Annotated in this window: 19 protein-coding genes; 12 read left to right on the top strand and 7 right to left on the bottom strand. The window is 57.7% G+C overall.

The window, feature by feature from the left end:
* Nucleotides 1-12: 12 nt before the first annotated feature.
* Complete coding sequence (luxS, locus tag BN1125_RS08695) at nucleotides 13-522, top strand: S-ribosylhomocysteine lyase (protein WP_042011840.1); 510 nt, start codon at nucleotides 13-15, stop codon at nucleotides 520-522.
* A gap of 325 nt (nucleotides 523-847) precedes the next feature.
* Here luxS and BN1125_RS08690 read toward each other — a convergent pair whose 3' ends face one another.
* Nucleotides 848-1483, bottom strand: a complete 636-nt coding sequence (locus BN1125_RS08690; protein ID WP_042011839.1) for a pilus assembly FimT family protein — start codon at nucleotides 1481-1483, stop codon at nucleotides 848-850.
* A 44-nt stretch (nucleotides 1484-1527) separates the two neighbouring features.
* Between BN1125_RS08690 and BN1125_RS08685 the strand changes: the two genes are divergently transcribed.
* From BN1125_RS08685 to deoD, 7 genes are all read left to right on the top strand, one after another.
* Nucleotides 1528-2331 (top strand): TatD family hydrolase, encoded by an 804-nt coding sequence (locus tag BN1125_RS08685; RefSeq protein WP_042011838.1) that lies wholly within the window; start codon nucleotides 1528-1530, stop codon nucleotides 2329-2331.
* A gap of 192 nt (nucleotides 2332-2523) precedes the next feature.
* Nucleotides 2524-3798 carry a NupC/NupG family nucleoside CNT transporter gene (locus BN1125_RS08680; protein WP_042011837.1) on the top strand — a complete coding sequence of 425 codons (1275 nt, stop codon included), beginning with the start codon at nucleotides 2524-2526 and terminating at the stop codon, nucleotides 3796-3798.
* Between the two features lie 126 nt (nucleotides 3799-3924).
* Nucleotides 3925-4095, top strand: a complete 171-nt coding sequence (locus BN1125_RS08675; RefSeq protein WP_005340467.1) for a XapX domain-containing protein — start codon at nucleotides 3925-3927, stop codon at nucleotides 4093-4095.
* A gap of 421 nt (nucleotides 4096-4516) precedes the next feature.
* Nucleotides 4517-5290 carry a deoxyribose-phosphate aldolase gene (deoC, locus tag BN1125_RS08670; RefSeq protein ID WP_042011834.1) on the top strand — a complete coding sequence of 258 codons (774 nt, stop codon included), beginning with the start codon at nucleotides 4517-4519 and terminating at the stop codon, nucleotides 5288-5290.
* Between the two features lie 106 nt (nucleotides 5291-5396).
* A complete protein-coding gene (gene deoA / locus BN1125_RS08665; RefSeq protein WP_042011832.1) occupies nucleotides 5397-6728 on the top strand; it encodes a thymidine phosphorylase in 1332 nt (443 codons plus the stop codon).
* Nucleotides 6729-6742: 14 nt separating this feature from the next.
* On the top strand, nucleotides 6743-7951 hold the full coding sequence (locus tag BN1125_RS08660) for a phosphopentomutase (protein ID WP_042011831.1): 1209 nt from the start codon (nucleotides 6743-6745) through the stop codon (nucleotides 7949-7951).
* 75 nt (nucleotides 7952-8026) lie between these two features.
* Nucleotides 8027-8743: a purine-nucleoside phosphorylase gene (gene deoD / locus BN1125_RS08655; protein ID WP_042011830.1), complete on the top strand. Its 717-nt coding sequence runs from the start codon at nucleotides 8027-8029 to the stop codon at nucleotides 8741-8743.
* A 62-nt stretch (nucleotides 8744-8805) separates the two neighbouring features.
* Here the strand turns inward: deoD and BN1125_RS08650 are convergent, their stop codons facing one another.
* Nucleotides 8806-9411, bottom strand: a complete 606-nt coding sequence (locus tag BN1125_RS08650; protein ID WP_042011977.1) for an AhpA/YtjB family protein — start codon at nucleotides 9409-9411, stop codon at nucleotides 8806-8808.
* Between the two features lie 146 nt (nucleotides 9412-9557).
* Between BN1125_RS08650 and serB the strand changes: the two genes are divergently transcribed.
* Nucleotides 9558-10568 (top strand): phosphoserine phosphatase SerB, encoded by a 1011-nt coding sequence (gene serB, locus BN1125_RS08645; RefSeq protein ID WP_042011828.1) that lies wholly within the window; start codon nucleotides 9558-9560, stop codon nucleotides 10566-10568.
* Between the two features lie 28 nt (nucleotides 10569-10596).
* Entirely contained in the window at nucleotides 10597-11502 is a 906-nt protein-coding gene (locus tag BN1125_RS08640) for an alpha/beta fold hydrolase (protein WP_042011826.1), read from the top strand.
* A gap of 36 nt (nucleotides 11503-11538) precedes the next feature.
* Here the strand turns inward: BN1125_RS08640 and BN1125_RS08635 are convergent, their stop codons facing one another.
* Nucleotides 11539-13920 carry a PilZ domain-containing protein gene (locus BN1125_RS08635; protein WP_042011823.1) on the bottom strand — a complete coding sequence of 794 codons (2382 nt, stop codon included), beginning with the start codon at nucleotides 13918-13920 and terminating at the stop codon, nucleotides 11539-11541.
* 100 nt (nucleotides 13921-14020) lie between these two features.
* Between BN1125_RS08635 and radA the strand changes: the two genes are divergently transcribed.
* Nucleotides 14021-15388, top strand: a complete 1368-nt coding sequence (gene radA, locus BN1125_RS08630) for a DNA repair protein RadA (protein ID WP_042011819.1) — start codon at nucleotides 14021-14023, stop codon at nucleotides 15386-15388.
* Nucleotides 15389-15457: 69 nt separating this feature from the next.
* On the opposite strand, the gene BN1125_RS08625 is transcribed toward radA, so the two are convergent.
* Both BN1125_RS08625 and BN1125_RS08620 read right to left on the bottom strand, forming a co-directional pair.
* The gene (locus tag BN1125_RS08625; RefSeq protein ID WP_042011818.1) at nucleotides 15458-15838 is read right to left on the bottom strand and encodes a PilZ domain-containing protein; all 381 of its coding nucleotides are present in this window, start codon (nucleotides 15836-15838) and stop codon (nucleotides 15458-15460) included.
* Between the two features lie 101 nt (nucleotides 15839-15939).
* A complete protein-coding gene (locus BN1125_RS08620; protein ID WP_042011817.1) occupies nucleotides 15940-16422 on the bottom strand; it encodes an Rsd/AlgQ family anti-sigma factor in 483 nt (160 codons plus the stop codon).
* Between the two features lie 330 nt (nucleotides 16423-16752).
* Here BN1125_RS08620 and BN1125_RS08615 point away from each other — a divergent pair, with 330 nt between their 5' ends.
* Nucleotides 16753-17025, top strand: a complete 273-nt coding sequence (locus tag BN1125_RS08615) for an HU family DNA-binding protein (RefSeq protein WP_042011816.1) — start codon at nucleotides 16753-16755, stop codon at nucleotides 17023-17025.
* Nucleotides 17026-17167: 142 nt separating this feature from the next.
* Here BN1125_RS08615 and BN1125_RS08610 read toward each other — a convergent pair whose 3' ends face one another.
* Complete coding sequence (locus tag BN1125_RS08610) at nucleotides 17168-17611, bottom strand: PACE efflux transporter (RefSeq protein ID WP_052446113.1); 444 nt, start codon at nucleotides 17609-17611, stop codon at nucleotides 17168-17170.
* Between the two features lie 166 nt (nucleotides 17612-17777).
* A complete protein-coding gene (locus tag BN1125_RS08605) occupies nucleotides 17778-18635 on the bottom strand; it encodes an alanyl-tRNA editing protein (protein WP_042011815.1) in 858 nt (285 codons plus the stop codon).
* Between the last annotated feature and the right edge of the window lie 3 nt (nucleotides 18636-18638).

Genomic DNA, 18638 nt, shown 5'->3' with positions numbered 1-18638 from the left:
CAGGAGTCAGAAATGCCGTTATTGGACAGTTTTACCGTTGACCACACCCGTATGGAAGCGCCAGCGGTGCGTGTGGCCAAGACCATGCAGACCCCGAACAAGGACACCATTACTGTGTTCGACCTGCGTTTCTGTGTGCCGAACCAGGAGATCCTCTCCGAGCGCGGTATCCATACGCTGGAGCACCTGTTTGCCGGTTTTATGCGTGATCACCTGAATGGTGACGGCGTGGAGATCATCGACATCTCCCCCATGGGTTGCCGTACCGGTTTCTATATGAGCTTGATTGGCGCGCCGGACGAAGCCCGTGTTGGCGCAGCCTGGCAGGCGGCCATGAGCGACGTGCTGACCGTGCAGGATCAAGCCAAAATCCCCGAGCTGAACGAGTATCAGTGCGGCACCTACAGCATGCACTCGCTGGAAGAGGCGCACGCCATCGCCCGTCATGTGCTGGAGCGCGGGATCGGCGTCAACCACAACGTCGAGCTGGCCCTGCCGGAAGAGAAGCTGAAGAGTCTGTGAGGCTGATGAGCTGTCGCTCATCGGATAACCTCTTCAGGGAATGTTAAAAGAGCCGGTCAGCCATGCTGATCGGCTCTTTTTTATCTCGCCCGATAGCGATAGTGGGGATGACTTGCTCCCCTTGCCGACTCTGATTAGGATGGTTTTTGACCTGAATCTGTTGGCGGAGGTGTGACGATGAAAGGCGTATTGCTACGTTGGCTGGCCCGTTACGATGCATGGTGCGAGGAGTGGGGGCTCACTCAGGAGAACCGGCGCTGCTGCACACCGGTTCGTTATGATGAGGAGCAAACGACAGAACATCATTCCGGTCGCGATGATTCACTTACTGAAAATTGCGGGTCACGGCACCGGTAACGCTGTTGTACTCAAAGCCGAGGCCGTTTTCATACTCCGAGCCAGTCTGGAAGCGGCCCATTGAGTCGCGCAGGATATAGCGGCAGTTATGGTGTTCTTCGTTCGGTTCATCTTCATCTTTATGGTTCGTTTTAATCTCGATAGACAAGTAATCAACCCCTTCTGGAATAACTCCCCCGTTGAGATCTGCGGGGGCAACAGTTTGGCTGCCCTCTAGCAGGTTGGTAAATAGTAACTTGCAATCATCAGAATTATTGACCGAGATATGGTTGCCAGAGCCAGCCTGATAGTGCGTGTCTACCGGCTTGTAGTAATCCTCTTTTGTCCCCGCCGGCCAGCCATAGCGGTTGATATCTATCGTGCTGTTGCCAAAACTGCTCAGGTTATAGAGCGCGATCGCTTGTCCCTGAACTTTCACCGCCCAGCCGGCATTTGCCAGCTGAACTGCACTGGCAAAGCTGCCAGCGGTCGCCGAAACCGTGCTTTTCAGGGCATCATCCTTGATATTGATAAAGCGGGGCAGGGCGGTGACGGTCAGGATCCCCAGTACTATGATCACCAGTACCAGTTCAATCAGGGTAAAGCCGTAGTTTCTGTTGTTCATCGTGTTCAATGACCCATTAAATACCGCAAACAGGCGAGAGTGATATGCAGCTGATAGATACCCATTGCCATCTCGACTTTCCGGTGTTCGACCGGGACAGGGAAGCGTTGCTGGCTCGCTGTCGGGCATTAGGGGTGACGGAGTATATCATTCCTGCCATCGCGGAGGATAACTGGACTCGTGTGATGGCGCTGGCAGGTCAGTATGACGGCCTATTTTATGGCCTGGGTATTCATCCCTGGTATGCCGGTGAGCAGCGGGAGGGGGTGATAGAGCGACTGCAAACGCTGGTGATGAGCCAACCTGCCGGGCTGGTGGCCATTGGCGAATGTGGGCTGGACCTGCGCTCTCACGTGCCGCAGGGGGGGCAGCATACGCTATTTGAGGCTCAGGTCCGGCTGGCAGCCGATGCCGGGCTACCCCTGATGATCCACTCGGTACGCGCCAATGACACTGTGGCCAAGCTGTTGCGCCGCTTCAAGCCGCCACGTGGCGGGGTGATCCATGCCTTTAGCGGCTCCTTGCAGCAGGCGGAGGCATTCTGGCAGCTGGGTTTTCGGCTCGGGGTAGGCGGGGTAATCAGTTTTGAGCGGGCGAGCAAGACGCGAGACGTATTTCAGGCCATGCCGCTCGAGGCACTGGTGCTGGAAACCGACTCGCCCGATATGCCGTTGCAGGGTGAGCAAGGTACCCGAAATACCCCTGAGGCACTGCCGAGAATAGCGGAAATATTGATGACATTGCGGGAGGAATCATCGGTAGATGTTGCGAAGGTGTTATTTGAGACTGCCCAGCGACTTTTCCATCACGATCAATGCCAACAAAACAATTTGGCAACATGCGATTAAGCTATCAGGAAAAAAAACGAGCGTAAAAATCGTTTGCTGTCTAATTTTGTGACAGTCAGGCATTTTGATAGCGATAAAATGTGACCAGCATTCTATTTTAAAGGCCTTTAATTAGTATAATGCGCTCCCCTTGATTAGCGGCTTTGTATTACAAGTTGCTAACAAGATAGGTGCTACTAGAGGAAGATAATAATGAGCTTAATCATGGGTCTGGTGGGGATGGCAACGCTCGTCCTTATCGCGGTGCTGTTCTCCAGCAATCGCAAGGCAATTAACGTACGTACCGTGGCGGGCGCGTTCGCAATTCAAGTCGGTCTGGGCGCTTTCGTGCTCTATGTACCGGTAGGTCGCGATATTCTGGTGGGCGTATCCGACGCAGTATCCAGTGTGATCAGCTATGGCCAGAACGGCATCGACTTCCTGTTCGGTGGTCTGGTCAGCAACAAGATGTTTGAAGTGTTCGGTGGCGGTGGCTTCGTGTTTGCCTTCCGTGTTCTGCCGGTCATCATCTTCTTCTCTTCCCTGATTGCAGTGCTCTATTATCTGGGCATCATGCAGGTGGTGATCAAGCTGCTGGGCGGTGGCCTGCAGAAAGTGCTGGGAACCTCCCGTACCGAATCCCTCTCTGCGACTGCCAACATCTTCGTTGGTCAGACTGAAGCCCCGCTGGTCGTTCGTCCTTACATCTCCAAGATGACCGACTCCGAGCTGTTTGCTGTCATGTGTGGTGGTCTGGCTTCCGTCGCCGGCTCCGTACTGGCCGGTTACGCCTCCATGGGCGTCAAGATGGAGTACCTGATTGCTGCCTCCTTCATGGCCGCTCCGGGTGGTCTGCTGTTCGCCAAGTTGCTGGTGCCCGAAACCGAGACCCCGAACTACGACGAAAGCTCTACCGATGGCGAGCTGGACGACAAGCCTGCCAACGTCATCGACGCTGCTGCTGCCGGTGCCTCTGCCGGTATGCAACTGGCCCTGAACGTCGGTGCCATGCTGCTGGCCTTCATCGGCCTGATCGCCATGATCAACGGTATTTTCTCCGGTGTGGGTGGCTGGTTTGGCATGCCAGAGCTCTCTCTGGAGCTTATCCTGGGCTGGATTTTCTCCCCGCTGGCCTTCCTGATCGGTGTGCCCTGGAGTGAAGCTGTGGTTGCCGGTTCTTTCATCGGTCAGAAGCTGGTAGTGAACGAGTTCGTGGCGTACCTGAACTTTGCTCCGTACCTGAAAGATGAGCTGCTGATCAATGGCGCTGCCATGTCCGAGCACACCAAGGCGATCATCTCTTTCGCTCTGTGTGGCTTTGCCAACCTCTCTTCTGTTGCCATCCTGCTGGGTGGTTTGGGGTCCATGGCACCGAACCGCCGCGGCACCATTGCACGCTTTGGTCTGAAAGCCGTATTGGCCGGTTCTCTGTCCAACCTGATGTCTGCCACTATCGCAGGCTTCTTCCTGGCTCTCTCTGCTATGTAATAGCCGCCTGACAGACAGGGTATAAACACAAACGCCACGGCATCTGCCGTGGCGTTTGCGTATGGATCGGTGACAAGCGTTTTCCTATCTAAACTAATAATAAAAATGAGTCAAATCGGAGGTTATATGAATGAAGTGCTACTGGCGATGGTGGCGGGTTTTATTGTCGGTTTGTTGTTTTCTTTCCTCAAATTGCCGATCCCGGCGCCTCCCGTTTTGTCCGGGGTGATGGGGATCGTCGGGGTCTATCTGGGGGGATTGGCCTACTCTTGGATCCTGACTCGCTTCTTTTCGTAAGGCTTTTTTAGACAGGAATTTGCCAGATGTGAGTTATCTCTGAAATTGGCAAATCCGGCTTGCAAACAGGGGGTATCTCGGCTGAAATAGGCGTTGCCAGCAGGGTGCTGGCAATGACTAATACTCGATGAAATCGGGTGTTGGCGGTCAAATGGAATTGATTGGGAAGTCAGGTCAGATGTTGTCGGCCTTTCTCAAGTCTTCATGGAACCAAGTCCGCACTTTTGTAAGAAAGTGACAGGGCTCTTGCCTTATTTACAGTCGCAGTGCCTGCAGGGAGCTTTGCATAGCATCCCGATAGTGCCGATGTTTTTGCACTGTAATTCTATTCCTGTATAGCAGGGGATGACTGCCGCATCCATCGCTGGATGGTCTGGTGGTACCCGGTTATGTGGATTAAATCGAGACTTTGGAGAACAGAATGACTGATCTGAAACTGGCCGCTCAGCGCGCCCTGAACCTGATGGACCTGACCACCCTGAACGATGACGACACTGACCAGAAGGTGATCGATCTGTGCCGCAAGGCCAAGTCACCGGCTGGCCTGACTGCCGCCGTCTGCATCTATCCCCGCTTTATCCCCATCGCTCGCAAGACCCTGCGTGAGATCGGCGCAGCCGACGTGCGCATTGCGACCGTGACCAACTTCCCGCACGGCAACGACGACATCGAGATCGCCGTAGCCGAGACCCGTGCCGCCGTCGCCTACGGTGCCGACGAAGTGGACGTGGTGTTCCCGTACCGCGCTTTCATGGCTGGTAATGAACAGATCGGTTTTGATCTGGTCAAAGCCTGTAAAGAGGCCTGTGGCGTCGATGTGCTGCTGAAAGTGATCATCGAAACCGGTGAGCTGAAAGAAGAGGCGCTGATCCGTCGCGCTTCCGAGATCTGCATCGATGCCGGTGCCGACTTCATCAAGACCTCCACCGGCAAGGTGCCGGTCAATGCGACCCCGATCGCTGCCCGCATCATGATGGAAGTGATCAAGGCCAAGAACCCGAAAGTGGGCTTTAAGCCTGCCGGTGGCGTCAAAGACGCTGCTGTTGCGGGTCAGTACCTCGCCATGGCCGAAGAGATCCTGGGCAAGGACTGGGTATCCGCCCGTACCTTCCGCTTTGGTGCCTCCAGCCTGCTGGCCAGCCTGCTGGCGACCCTGGGTCACGGCGAAAAGCCGGCCAACACCAGCGGTTACTAAGTTGACCCGAGAGGGCGAGCCCGGCTCGCCCTGTTATGCCCGGCCACATGGCCTGTGGCAGGGCGTCCGGCTTTTGTAACGCCAGTCATGGCGGAGGGAATGAAAGATGTTTTTGCCTCAAGAAATTATTCGCAAGAAGCGCAACGGTGAAGCGCTCAGTACCCAAGAAATCCAATTCTTCATTCAGGGTATTACCAACAACACCATCGGCGAGGGGCAGATTGCGGCGCTCGCGATGGCGGTCTATTTCAAAGACATGACCATGGATGAGCGGGTTGCCCTGACCTGCGCCATGCGTGACTCCGGCATGGTACTGACCTGGGATCACCTGAACCTGGGTGGCCCGATTGTCGATAAACACTCCACCGGCGGTGTGGGTGATGTGGTCTCTCTGATGCTTGGCCCCATGGTCGCTGCGTGCGGCGGTTTCGTGCCGATGATCTCCGGCCGTGGTCTGGGCCACACCGGCGGTACCCTAGACAAGCTGGATGCCATTCCAGGCTACCAAACCTCGGTCGATAACGATCGTTTCCTGAGGATAGTGAAAGAGGCGGGAGTCGCCATCATCGGCCAGACCGGCGATCTTGCCCCGGCCGACAAGCGTATCTATGCAGTACGGGACATCACCGCCACCGTCGAATCCATCGCCATGATCACCGGCTCCATCCTCTCCAAGAAGCTCGCCTCCGGGCTGGAAGCGCTGGTGATGGATGTGAAAGTGGGCTCCGGCGCCTTTATGCCGACCTTTGAGGCATCCGAAGAGCTGGCGAAAAGCATCGTCGCCGTGGCCAATGGGGCCGGTTGCCGCACCTCAGCGCTCTTGACCGACATGAACCAGGTGCTGGCCTCCAGCGCCGGTAACGCGGTGGAAGTGCGTGAAGCGGTGCGTTACCTGACCGGTGAATATCGCAACCCGCGGATCCACGAAGTGACCATGGCGCTGTGCGCCGAGATGCTGATCTCCGCAGGCTTGGCCTGCGACGAGCGCGATGCCCGCGCTAAGCTGCAGACGGTGCTGGATAACGGCAAGGCGGCCGAGATCTTCGGCCGCATGGTGACCGGCCTGGGTGGCCCGGCCGATTTTATGGAGCGTTATGACACTTACCTGCCCAAAGCATCTATCGTGCGCCCTGTCTTCGCGGCCAACAGCGGTTTCGTCACCGCCATGGATACCCGCGAGCTGGGTCTGGCCGTGGTCGCCATGGGTGGCGGTCGCCGCGCTGCCGGTGACAAACTTGATTATGCGGTCGGTCTGACCGATTTTATTCGTCTGGGTCAACGCGTTGATGCTGACAAGCCGATCGCCATGATCCACGCTCAAACCGAAGAGCAGTATGCTCAGGCTGCCAGCATGGTGCAGGCGGCTGTCCGGATTGGTGGCGAGCGGCCACAAGCACTGCCTGAAGTGTACCGCCGCATCACCCTGGCCGATTTGTAACAAGGGGAAGACCCATGAAACGTACCTTTATTCTGATGATGGACTCTTTCGGTATTGGCGCTGCTGCCGACGCCGACAAGTTCGGCGATGTGGGCGCCAACACCCTTGGCCATATCGCCAAGGCGTGTGCGGCCGGTGACATTGAAGGCCGTGGCGCCCTCAACCTGCCCAACCTCAACAAGCTCGGTCTGGGGCATGCCGGTGAGCAGGCATCCGGTTACTTCCCGGCAGGGCTGAACAAGGATATCGAGGTGGTCGGTGCCTACGGCTTTGCCCAGGAGCTCTCCTCCGGCAAGGACACCCCGTCCGGTCACTGGGAAATCGCCGGTGTACCCGTGCTGTTTGAGTGGGGCTATTTCAAGGATCATACCAACAGCTTTCCGCAGGAGCTGCTGGATGCCATCGTCGAGAAGGCGGGCTTGTCCGGTTATCTGGGGAACTGCCACGCCTCCGGTACCCAGGTGCTGGACGATCTGGGCGAAGAGCATATGCGTACCGGCAAGCCGATCCTCTACACCTCCGCCGACTCCGTATTCCAGATCGCCTGCCACGAAGAGACCTACGGCCTCGAGAAGCTCTATGAGCTGTGCCACATCGTGCGCGAGCTGCTGGAGCCCTACAACATCGGCCGCGTCATCGCCCGTCCGTTCGTGGGCAGTGGCAAGGGTAACTTCAAACGTACCGGCAACCGTCACGACTACTCGGTGCTGCCGCCAGCGCCGACCGTGCTGGATTACATGAAGGATGCGGGTGGCCAGGTTGTCTCCATCGGCAAGATTGCCGACATCTATGCCCAGCAGGGCATCACCAAGCAGGTGAAAGGGACCGGTCTGACCGAGCTGTGGGATCGTACCCTGGAAGAGGTGAACGCCGCCGGTGACAACACTATCGTGTTCACCAACTTCGTCGATTTTGACTCCTCCTATGGCCACCGCCGCGATGTGAAGGGCTACGCCGATGCGCTGGAGTACTTCGATTCCCGTCTGCCGGAGCTGTTTGCGCTGCTGCAAGATGGCGATGTGGTGGTGCTGACCGCCGACCACGGCTGTGACCCGACCTGGGGGGGGACCGATCACACCCGCGAATACATTCCGGTGCTGTTCTTCGGCAAGCCGGTCAAGGCCGGCTCCGTCGGCCGTCGCGAGACCTTTGCCGATATCGGCCAGAGCATAGCGGCGTACCACGGTCTGCCGAAACTGGCGTACGGTACCAGCTTCCTGTAATTTACCCGCCCGCCACTTCGGCGGCGGGCAATTTATACAACAATAAAACTCAACCTGTGTGAAGGAATCAAGAGAATGGCAACTCCTCATATCAATGCGAAAGATGGCGCCTTTGCTGATACCGTACTGATGCCGGGCGATCCCCTGCGCGCCAAGTACATCGCCGAGACGTTCCTGGAGAACGTCGAGCAGGTCTGCGACGTGCGCAACATGTTCGGCTATACCGGTACCTACAAGGGCCGTCGTATCTCCGTGATGGGCCACGGTATGGGCATCCCCTCCTGCTCCATCTACACCAAAGAGCTGATCACCGATTACGGTGTGAAGACCCTGATCCGCGTCGGTTCCTGCGGTGCGGTGCGTGAAGACGTGAAACTGCGTGATGTGGTGATCGGTATGGGGGCCTGCACCGATTCCAAAGTAAACCGTCTGCGTTTCAAGGATCACGACTTCGCAGCCATCGCCGACTTCGATCTGGTTGCCAATGCGGTACAGGCTGCCAAGAACAAGGGTACTCCGGTGCGCGTTGGTAACATCTTCTCCGCCGACCTGTTCTACACCCCGGATCCCTCCATGTTCGACGTCATGGAAAAATACGGCATCCTGGGTGTCGAGATGGAAGCTGCCGGTATCTACGGTGTGGCCGCAGAGTACGGTGCCAGGGCACTGACCATCTGTACCGTTTCCGACCATATCCGTACCGGTGAACAGACCACTGCCGAAGAGCGCCAGCTGACGTTCAACGACATGATCGAGATCGCGCTGGACTCCGTCCTGCTGGGCGACAAGTAATTCCGATAATTACCCTCCAGATGCAAAACGGCGATCCTTCGGGTCGCCGTTTTTTTATCTGTTTATTGGCTTGCGCCATCATTGGCTGGCGGCGGGGAGGTGGGTGACTTTTTCTTGTGCTTGCGTACCCGCATATAGTTGCGGCGCACACCGTAGGAGATGAGCAGGCCCGCCAACAGGGCGACCAGCAGTATCAGCCGCTGTTTCTCCTGCACGACCTTGAGCCGTGTGTCCTTGTCTGCCAGCATCTGCTGCTCTTCCAGGGTGATGCGCAGGAAGCCGATGGTCTGCTCGCCATCCAGGATCTCCTGCACAAACTGGATCCGTCCCTTGCCCAGCTCCGGCAACGACTTGTTGTCGCTGCCGATGGGCAGCAGGCTCTCCAGCGGCACCGCCTGTTCTGACTGGGCGAGGGGAATGCCGCGCCCGTCGTAGAGGGTGGCATCGAGGATCTCCGGCTCTGCCGCCAGATCCCGCGCCAGCCGCTCCAGCTCGCTGCTCTTCTCCTCCTTGATCCAGCGCTTCATGTCTCGGGCTGCATAAGCGACCAACGCCTGCGCCCGGCTGCGCGCTTCGCTGTGCAGCGCAGCCTGGCTCTCTCCTTGCATATGAAGGAGTACAACCAGTACCCAGCAGCCGAGCAGCAGGCCGACTATCAGACTGAGCATACGTTTGATTGGAAGATGACGCTGCAAGCGCGAGACCTCATGCGGACAAGGAGTGCAGGATCTTGGCGCTTGCCTGCGCAAAAAGCAATACGCTACTCTGGGTCAGCATTGTTAACCCTCTGATCACCAAGGAAGGCGTATCCCTTATGTTGTTGTCCCGGCTCCCCCCTCTGTTATCCGATTGGCCCGCGTTGTTGTCCGGTTCTCCCTGCTGGCAGTTCAATGCCGATGCGTTGCACCCGACAGAGACCCCTCTGACGACTGCATGGCTGGTGCTGTTTGGCAAGGGACTGCGGTCATCCCATCTGGCCCATCTGTCGCCACTGCTGGCAGCGCAGGGAGTGACGGCCACCCTCTATCCTCCCGCCGAGGTGGCGGGTGTGCCACTGCTGCTGCTTGGTTGCGATCGCTTCTCCCCCGAACTGGTGGCCGTGCTCAAGAATGGTGAGTGGGAGATCGATCTCTGCCATCTGCCCGCGCTGCCGACCCTGAGCGAACCCGGGCTGCTGGTGATGGATATGGACTCGACCGCGATCCGCATCGAGTGTATCGACGAAATCGCCCGGCTAGCCGGGGTCGGTGAGCAGGTGGCGGCAGTGACGGCTGCCGCCATGCAGGGCAAACTGGAGTTCTCCGACAGCCTGCGTAACCGGGTGGCTCTGCTGGCTGGTGCGCCGGTCACCATTCTTGACGAGGTGGCAGCCAGCATGCCGTGGATGCCTGGCTTGCCGCTGATGGTCGATACACTCAAAGAGGCTGGCTGGAAGGTGGCCATCGCTTCCGGCGGTTTTACCCGTTTTGCCGGTGAGCTGCGGCAGGCACTGGGGCTCGATGCCATCTTCGCCAATGAGCTGGAGATAGAGGGGGAGCGGCTGACCGGCAAGGTGAGCGGGCGTATCGTTGATGCCAGCGTCAAGGCTGAGGTGCTGCAGCAACTGGCCGCCGAGTATGCCATTGGGCCAGCTCAGACGGTCGCCATCGGCGATGGTGCCAACGATCTCAAGATGATGGGGGTGGCAGGCCTTGGGATTGCTATTCATGCCAAGCCGCTGGTACGGGAACAGGCGGCTGCCACCCTCAATCATCACGACCTGGAAGGGGTGATCTGCCTGCTGGCTGCGCGGGCTTGCAGCGAACGACGCTGGGACAAGCGCTGACCGTGTTTCAAGGAGGAAAGCAATAAAAATGGAATTGTTGCAGCAGTCTCTGTTTATCCCCTGTGGCGTCCATCAACTGCATGTTCGCCATATCAAACCCCGGGTCGCCGTGCATGGCGAACCGATCCTGATGGTGCACGGTGCCATCGAGAACGGCCGGATATTCTATACCGAGTCGGGCAAGGGGCTGGCCTGTTTTCTGGCCCGCCACGGCTATCAGGTCTATGTGGCTGATCTACGCGGGCGGGGGCTCAGCACCCCGACCATCGCCGAGCAGGCGGAGCACGGCCAGCATGAACTGATCACCGAGGATCTGCCAACGCTGCATAGCTGGATTGCCGAGCACCATCACGGCTTCAAGGTACATTGGGTGGCCCACTCCTGGGGCGGCGTCATCATGGCCTCGACCTTGGTGCGCTTCCCCGAGTTGGCGGAGCAGGTGGCCAGCCTGCTGTTTTTTGGCACCAAGCGGGGAGTGTCGGTGCACAATCCCGAGCGCTGGCTGAAGGTGGATCTAATTTGGAATCGATTGGCGCCCTGGCTGGCTCGCCGCCGCGGTTTTCTGGCCGCCCGGGATCTCAAGATCGGTGCCGATGACGAGCCGCTACGCTATCTGCAGGAGACCATCCCCTGGGTCAAGTGTGGCCCTTGGCGGGACCCTCACGACGGCTTTGCCTATGACGAGGGGGCAGCGCGGGTAAACTGGCCGCCGCTCTGGATGATTTCGGCCAGGGCGGACAAGGTGTTGGGCCATCCCACCGATGTGCACCGTTTTAGCGCCGAGATGGGTTCAAAGAGTCGCCACACCCGCTTGGGGCGTGACAATGGCAACCGGCTTGATTATGACCACATCAACATGTTGACCGCACCACAGGCCCTGGAGGATCACTTCCCCCAGATCCTCGACTGGTTGCTCAATCCGCAGGCGGCATGACAAAAATGGGGCGCATCGTGCGCCCGAGTCGGTGATTCAGCGGGAAGGCGGCGTGATACCAAGCCGGAACAGGGTTGCCTGGGTGGTATCGGTCAGCTCGCCAACCCCCACCACACTCCACAGCTCCTCTTCCAACCGCTTTGCCTTGTGAATAGCGAATTTGGCGATGTAGTCCAGTTCGTTGGCGATGAAGTTGGTGTCGGGGCGTCCGGTGCGGGATATACCGACCAGCACCGAGTAAAATTCTCCCTGTTGCAGTGCCTGCTCGATGAACTGGCGTTTTTCCTTTAGCCCGCTAAAGCTGCTGGCAAGGCGGCTGGTGAAGAGGGGCAGGCCCGCCTTGGTCTGGATGCTGGCAATGTAGACCTCATTTTCCCGCGGTTTGTCCTCTCGTTCTATAGTACGCAACGGGTTCATAAGAAGCTCTTTAAGCAGTTCCCCCTGAAACAGTGGATAGAGGTTCTCCTGCTCCGGTTGCTCGACACAGGCGGTGAGCAGCCGTTGCAGGCTGCGCGGGGTGAGTGACTTGCCGATAGCAGCGGGCCTGGGTGCCCCCTTCCGCTTGTTGATATAGACCGGTGAGTTAAACAGATGATGGGTATAGATATTGCGCAGGGCTCGCGCCAGTCCACGATAGCGACGCAGCTCCTGCGCCGCCTTGAGCTTGTTCTGGTTGCTCTCGATCAGCAGGCTGAAGAACTGGCGACCGGTGTGGCGATCGGAATTTCCGTCGATACAGAGGTGCAGCACGGTGCGAGTCATGTTGAGGCTAACCAGCCGGTAGGAGAGATGCTGCAGATCCATGCTTTTGGATAGCTCCTGCAGACGGGGCAGGGCAATGGTCACCACATCGTTTTTGTCGCCGGCAAAGGCCTCTTCCAGTTCGACCTGCAGGCCATGGGCCGAGATATCGCGGGTCCAACCAAGCCATGACTTGCCGTTGTGATGGATTGCAACGACTGTTTTGTGGATGTAGCGCAGTTCCTTGCGAAGCTGGACATAGTGCAGGGACTCAATCTCGAAGGGGGCAATACCCGGCTCGTGACCAAAACGTTGCAGTTCATTGGCATTGTTGCTGAGCTCGCCCTCCGAGCGGAACTCTTCCCATTGGGACTCCAGAGTGATCTCCTGCAGCAGGCCGCAATACCCAATCAGCTTGAGACGTTCGAGTAACAGAATATCTTGCAATTGCGAATTCTCGACTCCCTGCAACTGGCCTACATCGGCCTCATGAGGTTCACAGGTCTCCAGTGAAAACTTGTAGACCCGCCAGCTGGGACGCCGGGAGCCAACCTGGAAAAAGAGGGCGGTGAGGCCACTCTGACGCAGCTCCTCAGCGGTGGCAGAAAAGAAATAGATATGGCTGCGCACCGTGTGAGTGAAGCAATAGATGAGGGTTTCGGTCGTGGTGCCGGGGGCCGGGCAGAGTCGTTTCATCCGCTCTGCGCTGAAGAGTCCCGCCAGGGCATCGCGGTTCTTCTCGTCGCGCCAGTACTCCAGCAGGTGCTGGTTATTTTCGGTGCGCAGGGCAATTTCGAGTGAGGGGCTGTCCCCTGTACTGAAGAAAAGCGGCATGCCGGTCATCCGTGGCAGATAGAACTGCTCATATCCCTTGATGAGAGCAGCCGAGAGCAGATAGTCGACGCTGACCCGATAGCGGATCTTGTTGGCCTCGATGAAGTCGTTGAGGAAGGTATCGAAGGCGGGTTGCTCACCGGCGCGCACCAGCCTCAGCCAATACTTTCCTTCCTTGCTCTCTTCTCCGAGGATCTGGTAATCGACCGGCTGATGCAGTACCGGATTGGGGTGGTCCCGCACCAGCCCGGTGAAAAAGACCTCTACCTGAGCGCCGGTCTGGTAATTGGGCAAATAAGGGACTGAAACTCTCATACCACCGAGGGAAAGATCGGAACTTTTGGCGAACAGCTTCTCCCCATCATGAAGTTTGATGAGCAAGGGCGAGCTGAAGTGCATCCGCTCCTGCCGTCGCCCGTAGTAACTGGCAAAGATGATGGGGTTGACGTCGTATTGCCGGAAGGGGCTGACGGGGGGGGACAGCCGTCCATCCACCCTGGCGTGGTGATGGTTTTTTTGCCATTGCTGCAGCGCTTCGTAAACGCCAAGGGTGTAGGCGTCGCGGTAGAGATAGCACTGTGACTGAAACAGGCCGATCGCCTCGGCCGGCATAAAGTGGGTGATACCGTCGAACTCGTGCACCAGGCACTCGTCCTCAAGCTCATCGCGCATGTCGATAACCCTGCGGCAGGAGGAGCATTTGCGATTGAGCTCCATCTTGATCAGAAAACGGCCGTTGCTGTTCTCGTCCTGGGTCAGACGGTTGAAGATCTCGTCGAAATCTTTCTCCCGCAGCAGGGGGACAAGTTGTTCAATCAGATGTTGCTGGTGTGCTGAATCCATGTGTTCCTGCCACGGAAAGTCACTTTTCCGATTCTGGGTTTGATCTGTCGGTCGCAAACAAGTATATCAAGCAGGAATTCATCCTGTCCCCGAGTTATCAATGGCTAAAAATAAAACTGCTTATGTTTGTTCCGAATGTGGTGCCGACTTCACTCGCTGGCAAGGTCAATGCAGCGAGTGCAAGGAGTGGAATACCATCACCGAGGTGCGTCTTGGCTCGGTCACTCCCGCTGGCAGGAGTGCCCGTTACACCGGTTATGCCGGAGCGGTCGGCAGCCAGGTCCAGACATTGGCAGAGATCGCCACCACCGAAATCCCCCGTTTTACTTCCGGTTTCAAGGAGCTGGATCGGGTGCTTGGCGGCGGCGTGGTGCCCGGCTCGGCGATTCTGATCGGTGGCAACCCGGGGGCAGGCAAATCGACTCTGCTGTTGCAGACCATGTGCGGTCTGGCAGAGCGGATGAAGACCCTCTATGTCACCGGTGAGGAGTCGCTCCAGCAGGTGGCAATGCGGGCTAACCGCCTTGGTCTGCCCACCGACAAGCTGCGTATGCTCTCCGAGACCAGCGTAGAGCAGATTTGCCTGATTGCCCAGCAGGAACAGCCACAGATCATGGTGATCGACTCCATTCAGGTGATGCATGTGGCGGATGTGCAATCTTCCCCTGGCTCTGTCTCCCAGGTCCGAGAGGCTGCGGCTTTGCTGACCCGCTATGCCAAGCAGAATCATGTCGCCATCTTCATGGTGGGCCACGTGACCAAGGATGGCAGCCTGGCTGGCCCCAAGGTGCTGGAGCACTGTATCGACTGCTCGGTACTGCTCGACGGTGGTCATGATTCCCGTTTTCGAACCCTGCGTTCCCACAAAAACCGCTTCGGGGCGGTCAACGAGCTCGGGGTATTTGCCATGACCGAACAGGGGATGCGAGAGGTGAGCAATCCCTCTGCCATCTTCCTTAGTCGCGGTCAGGATCAGGCGCCCGGCTCCATCGTCATGGTGATCTGGGAAGGCACCCGGCCGCTGCTGGTGGAGTTACAGGCGCTGGTGGATTACTCCCAGCTCTCCAATCCGCGCCGGGTGGCGGTGGGAATGGATCACAACCGGCTCGCCATGCTGCTGGCGGTGCTGCACCGCCATGGGGGTCTGCAGATGGCGGATCAGGATGTCTTTATCAATGTGGTCGGCGGGGTCAAGGTGGAAGAGACCAGTGCTGACCTGGCGTTGCTGCTGGCGATGGTTTCCAGTTTTCGGGATCAGGCGCTGCCCAAGGATCTGGTGGTGTTTGGCGAAGTAGGGCTCTCAGGGGAGATCCGCCCCGTCCCGTCTGGTCAGGAGCGACTGCAGGAGGCTGCCAAGCATGGCTTCCGTCGCGCCATCGTGCCACAGGCCAATGCCCCCAAACACCCCATCGAGGGGATGGAAGTGGTACCGGTCAAGAAGCTGTCTGATGCACTCGAGGCTCTATAGCCGTAGAAATAGAGACTGAATGAACGGAAAAAGAGCACCAGAGCACACTTTCATTCTGGCCGGACGTCATTACGACTGACTGTGTTCCTGGTGTTCGTTTAGCAGTTGTTCCAGCTCCCGATGCAGCAGCTCTTCGTCACCCACGTTGAGTTCTATCATCCGCTTGAGATGAGTGGCGCTGTCAATGTCGATGTGGTGGCAGTAGAACCCCAGCTTCTTGCTGGCCTCATGGTTCAGCTCGACCTGCATTTTGATCTTGATGTCGCTGCCACTCAGGACAAAACTGAGCTGGTACTCCTTGTTGTCACGACTCTCCCAATCATCCGGGCGGATTAGCAGGGCGCCCTGCAGCGATATATCGACAAGCTGAGTCTGCCACTTTTGCTCCCCTTGGGTGAGTTCAGCCGTGGTCAAATAGAGGATCCGTGCAAAACGGCGGCGCTCAGACATGCTCATCTCCTAGTATGCAATCTGCTGGACACTGTGAATCATTACATCGAGTGTAATCGACCTTGGCTGCCAGTATCTTGAACTTGCTCCGAAAATAGCAATCAAGCTTGCTGGGTGCTGAGGGACTCCACCACATGGAGTGCCTTGACCAGACGATCTTCCTGTTTGAAGCGATCTTCCAGTACCTGGCCCAACTCGTTGAGGTCCTCATCGAGCAGCAGCAGTTGGGCCTCGTCGGCATCGCTGTATTTGTCGTTGAATTCGAGGGCAAACTCGGTAGTGGCACGAATATGGGGATAAATCCGTTTGGCCAGCTCCAGTGTTTCGCCGCTGGCCTGTTCGAAAGCGGTAACGACGTGGTGGTAGATTTCGAAATGACCGGCGCTGACATAGTCGACCAGGCGGTCGCAGAAGTGCTGCAACTCCTCCTGCTTGGGCAGGCAGCGCTGTTTGGTTCGAGCCGGGGTGAGGCCCGCCAGTCGCATATATTCAACCAGCAACGCTTGCCGGGCATCCAGCCAGTCATCGATTGCCTTATGCTTGCCTGCCAGCGCCTGTTTGGTTTGTTCCAGTTTGGTCAACATAATCCCTCCATGGGGCAAAGGCTTGGCGTTTGATGGGGCTTCCAAGTCGTTTGAGCGGTGACAATACCTATAACTATGGAAAATATGACCAAGCGTCAATAGGCTTGCCGGGATATTGTTAAGCGGGGAAGAAATAAGCAGACGGAGGGACTTGCCGCAAGCAGGTTTTGGGCCCGCCAGCTATTTTGCTGGCGCGGAATGTGATTATTTCCGCAGATCTTGATGAAAACCCCAGCGTTTAACCCGTCAGCCTCGATAAAGCCTTTGCCTGTGCGTTTTTTTTTGCATAGAGTGACCCAGCGCTAAATGCCCGATCATAAAGGAAATGTTATGAACAAAGCTCAACTTGTCGATGCGATTGCCGCCAAAGCAGATCTGAGCAAAGCTCAGGCCAAAGTGGCTCTGGAAGAGATCATCAATGGTATTACCCAGAGCTTGAAAGAAGGCGATGCTGTGCAACTGGTCGGTTTTGGCACCTTCAAGGTCACCCACCGCGCAGGCCGCACCGGTCGTAACCCGCAAACTGGTCAAGAGATCCAGATTGCTGCTGCCAACGTGCCTTCATTCGTGGCTGGCAAGGCTCTGAAAGACGCTGTCAAGTAAGTTCGAAAGTCTGTTTTGTCCAATGCCAGTCAGCTCGCTGACTGGCATTGTTTTTATGGTTTTCTCCCATCCTTCCGGTTAGTACTCCCTGACTTTTCCCGCTTTTTCGGTTCCTTCTGTCGGCCTCGCTGCGGCTGAGGCCTCATGCCGTCTGCGGGCTGGAGGGCAGCGGCCAGATCCGCTCATAGGCCCAGGTAAAGACCATGATGTAGACGAGGTAGAAGGCGACAAAGCCGAGATCCAGCATCAGGGCGTCCCACAGGCCCAGATCGAGCCAGAACATGACGCAGGGGAGGGATAGCATCATAAAGCTCGCCTCATAGCCAAACGCATGCAGGAAGCGATCCAGTGGCTGCTTGTTGGTACGTCCGCACAGTTTGAGTAACCCCTTGTCGAACGACAGGTTCCAGCCGTAGGTCCAGGCGGTGGCGACGATGGAGAAGAAGATGGCCAGCGAACCGACCTCGGCGACGCCCTGACCAAACAGCTGGCTGATCAGCGGTGCGACCAGTGCCAGACCTATGCCTTCGTAGAGAACCAGATAACGAAGTCTATCCGAGGTGGTGCGCAGTTGGGTACTACTCATGTGATGTGCCTCCTGTGGGAGGCGCATTCTAATCAGGGAGTGGTTAAAAGAGAAGCAGCTCGCTCTGTCATGGCTGGCGTTGAAGGGGCATGATGCTGCCCCTCTCGGCGGTACTTTTCTTAATTGCCCGTTCTCAGCGTGCCCCTGAGTGGTTAACCCTGCTTACTCATGCACCGGTTGGTGTGACCCGGGTCAGCATGGTAAAGCCCTCTTCCACCAGAGTGAGCTCTACCTTGACCTCTCCCAACTCGGCGAGCGAGGTAACATGGGTGCCGCCACAGGGGATGGTCACCTCCTGGCCTTCCAGCATGCAGTGCCAGTAACGGGAATCGATGATCGCCTCGCCAGCGCGGCTGCGATGGATCTCGCCCCCGGCTGCGATCCAGTCGGCCAGCTGCTGATTGACCTTTTCTTCAATCAGCGCCAGATCCGCCAGCAGCGCCTCGCTATTGACCCCTTTCTTGCGCAGGCTCTTGCCGATACGGTACTGCTCGCGTGAGCCCATAGGCTCGACCCGTGAACGCTGGATGGCGAGGCGGTCGAAGTCGGGCTGGCCCAGAGCATCACGCTCGCTTACCTCCTTGCGCCAGTAGGGAGTTAGCACTCGATTGAGCGCCAGCGCGGCCAGATGGCAGCCGCTATGGCCCAGACTCAGGGCGTGGCGGGCAGCGCTATCTACTTGCAATTCGACCTGGCTGCCAACGGCCAGAGCGTGGTCTCCGGTCAGTGGGTGGACTACCACGAAACGCCACTCTTCAGCCCCCCGTTTTACCGGAATCGCAGTATCGACGAACAGCTCGCCATCCGGGCTGATGGCCCCCATCCGACAAGGGCCAATGGCGGATTCGCCCCCTTCCCAGCGAGCATTGCCCACATCCCCCGGCTGATCGGGCCAGAGGTGGCTCTGGGGATGAAAGGGGGTGAGGTCGGTGACCAGCAGTGTGGTGTCGCCACGCTGGCAGCAGACCACGCTGGCTTGCTCCTGATGATGGCCCAGCACGAAGCTGGCTCGGGTATGTTCCATGGC

Origin of the sequence: Aeromonas fluvialis (assembly GCF_000819885.1) — a bacterium.
Classification (GTDB): domain Bacteria; phylum Pseudomonadota; class Gammaproteobacteria; order Enterobacterales; family Aeromonadaceae; genus Aeromonas; species Aeromonas fluvialis.
Note: the sequence above shows the minus strand (reverse complement) of the source record. Positions and strands in the feature narration are given on the sequence as shown.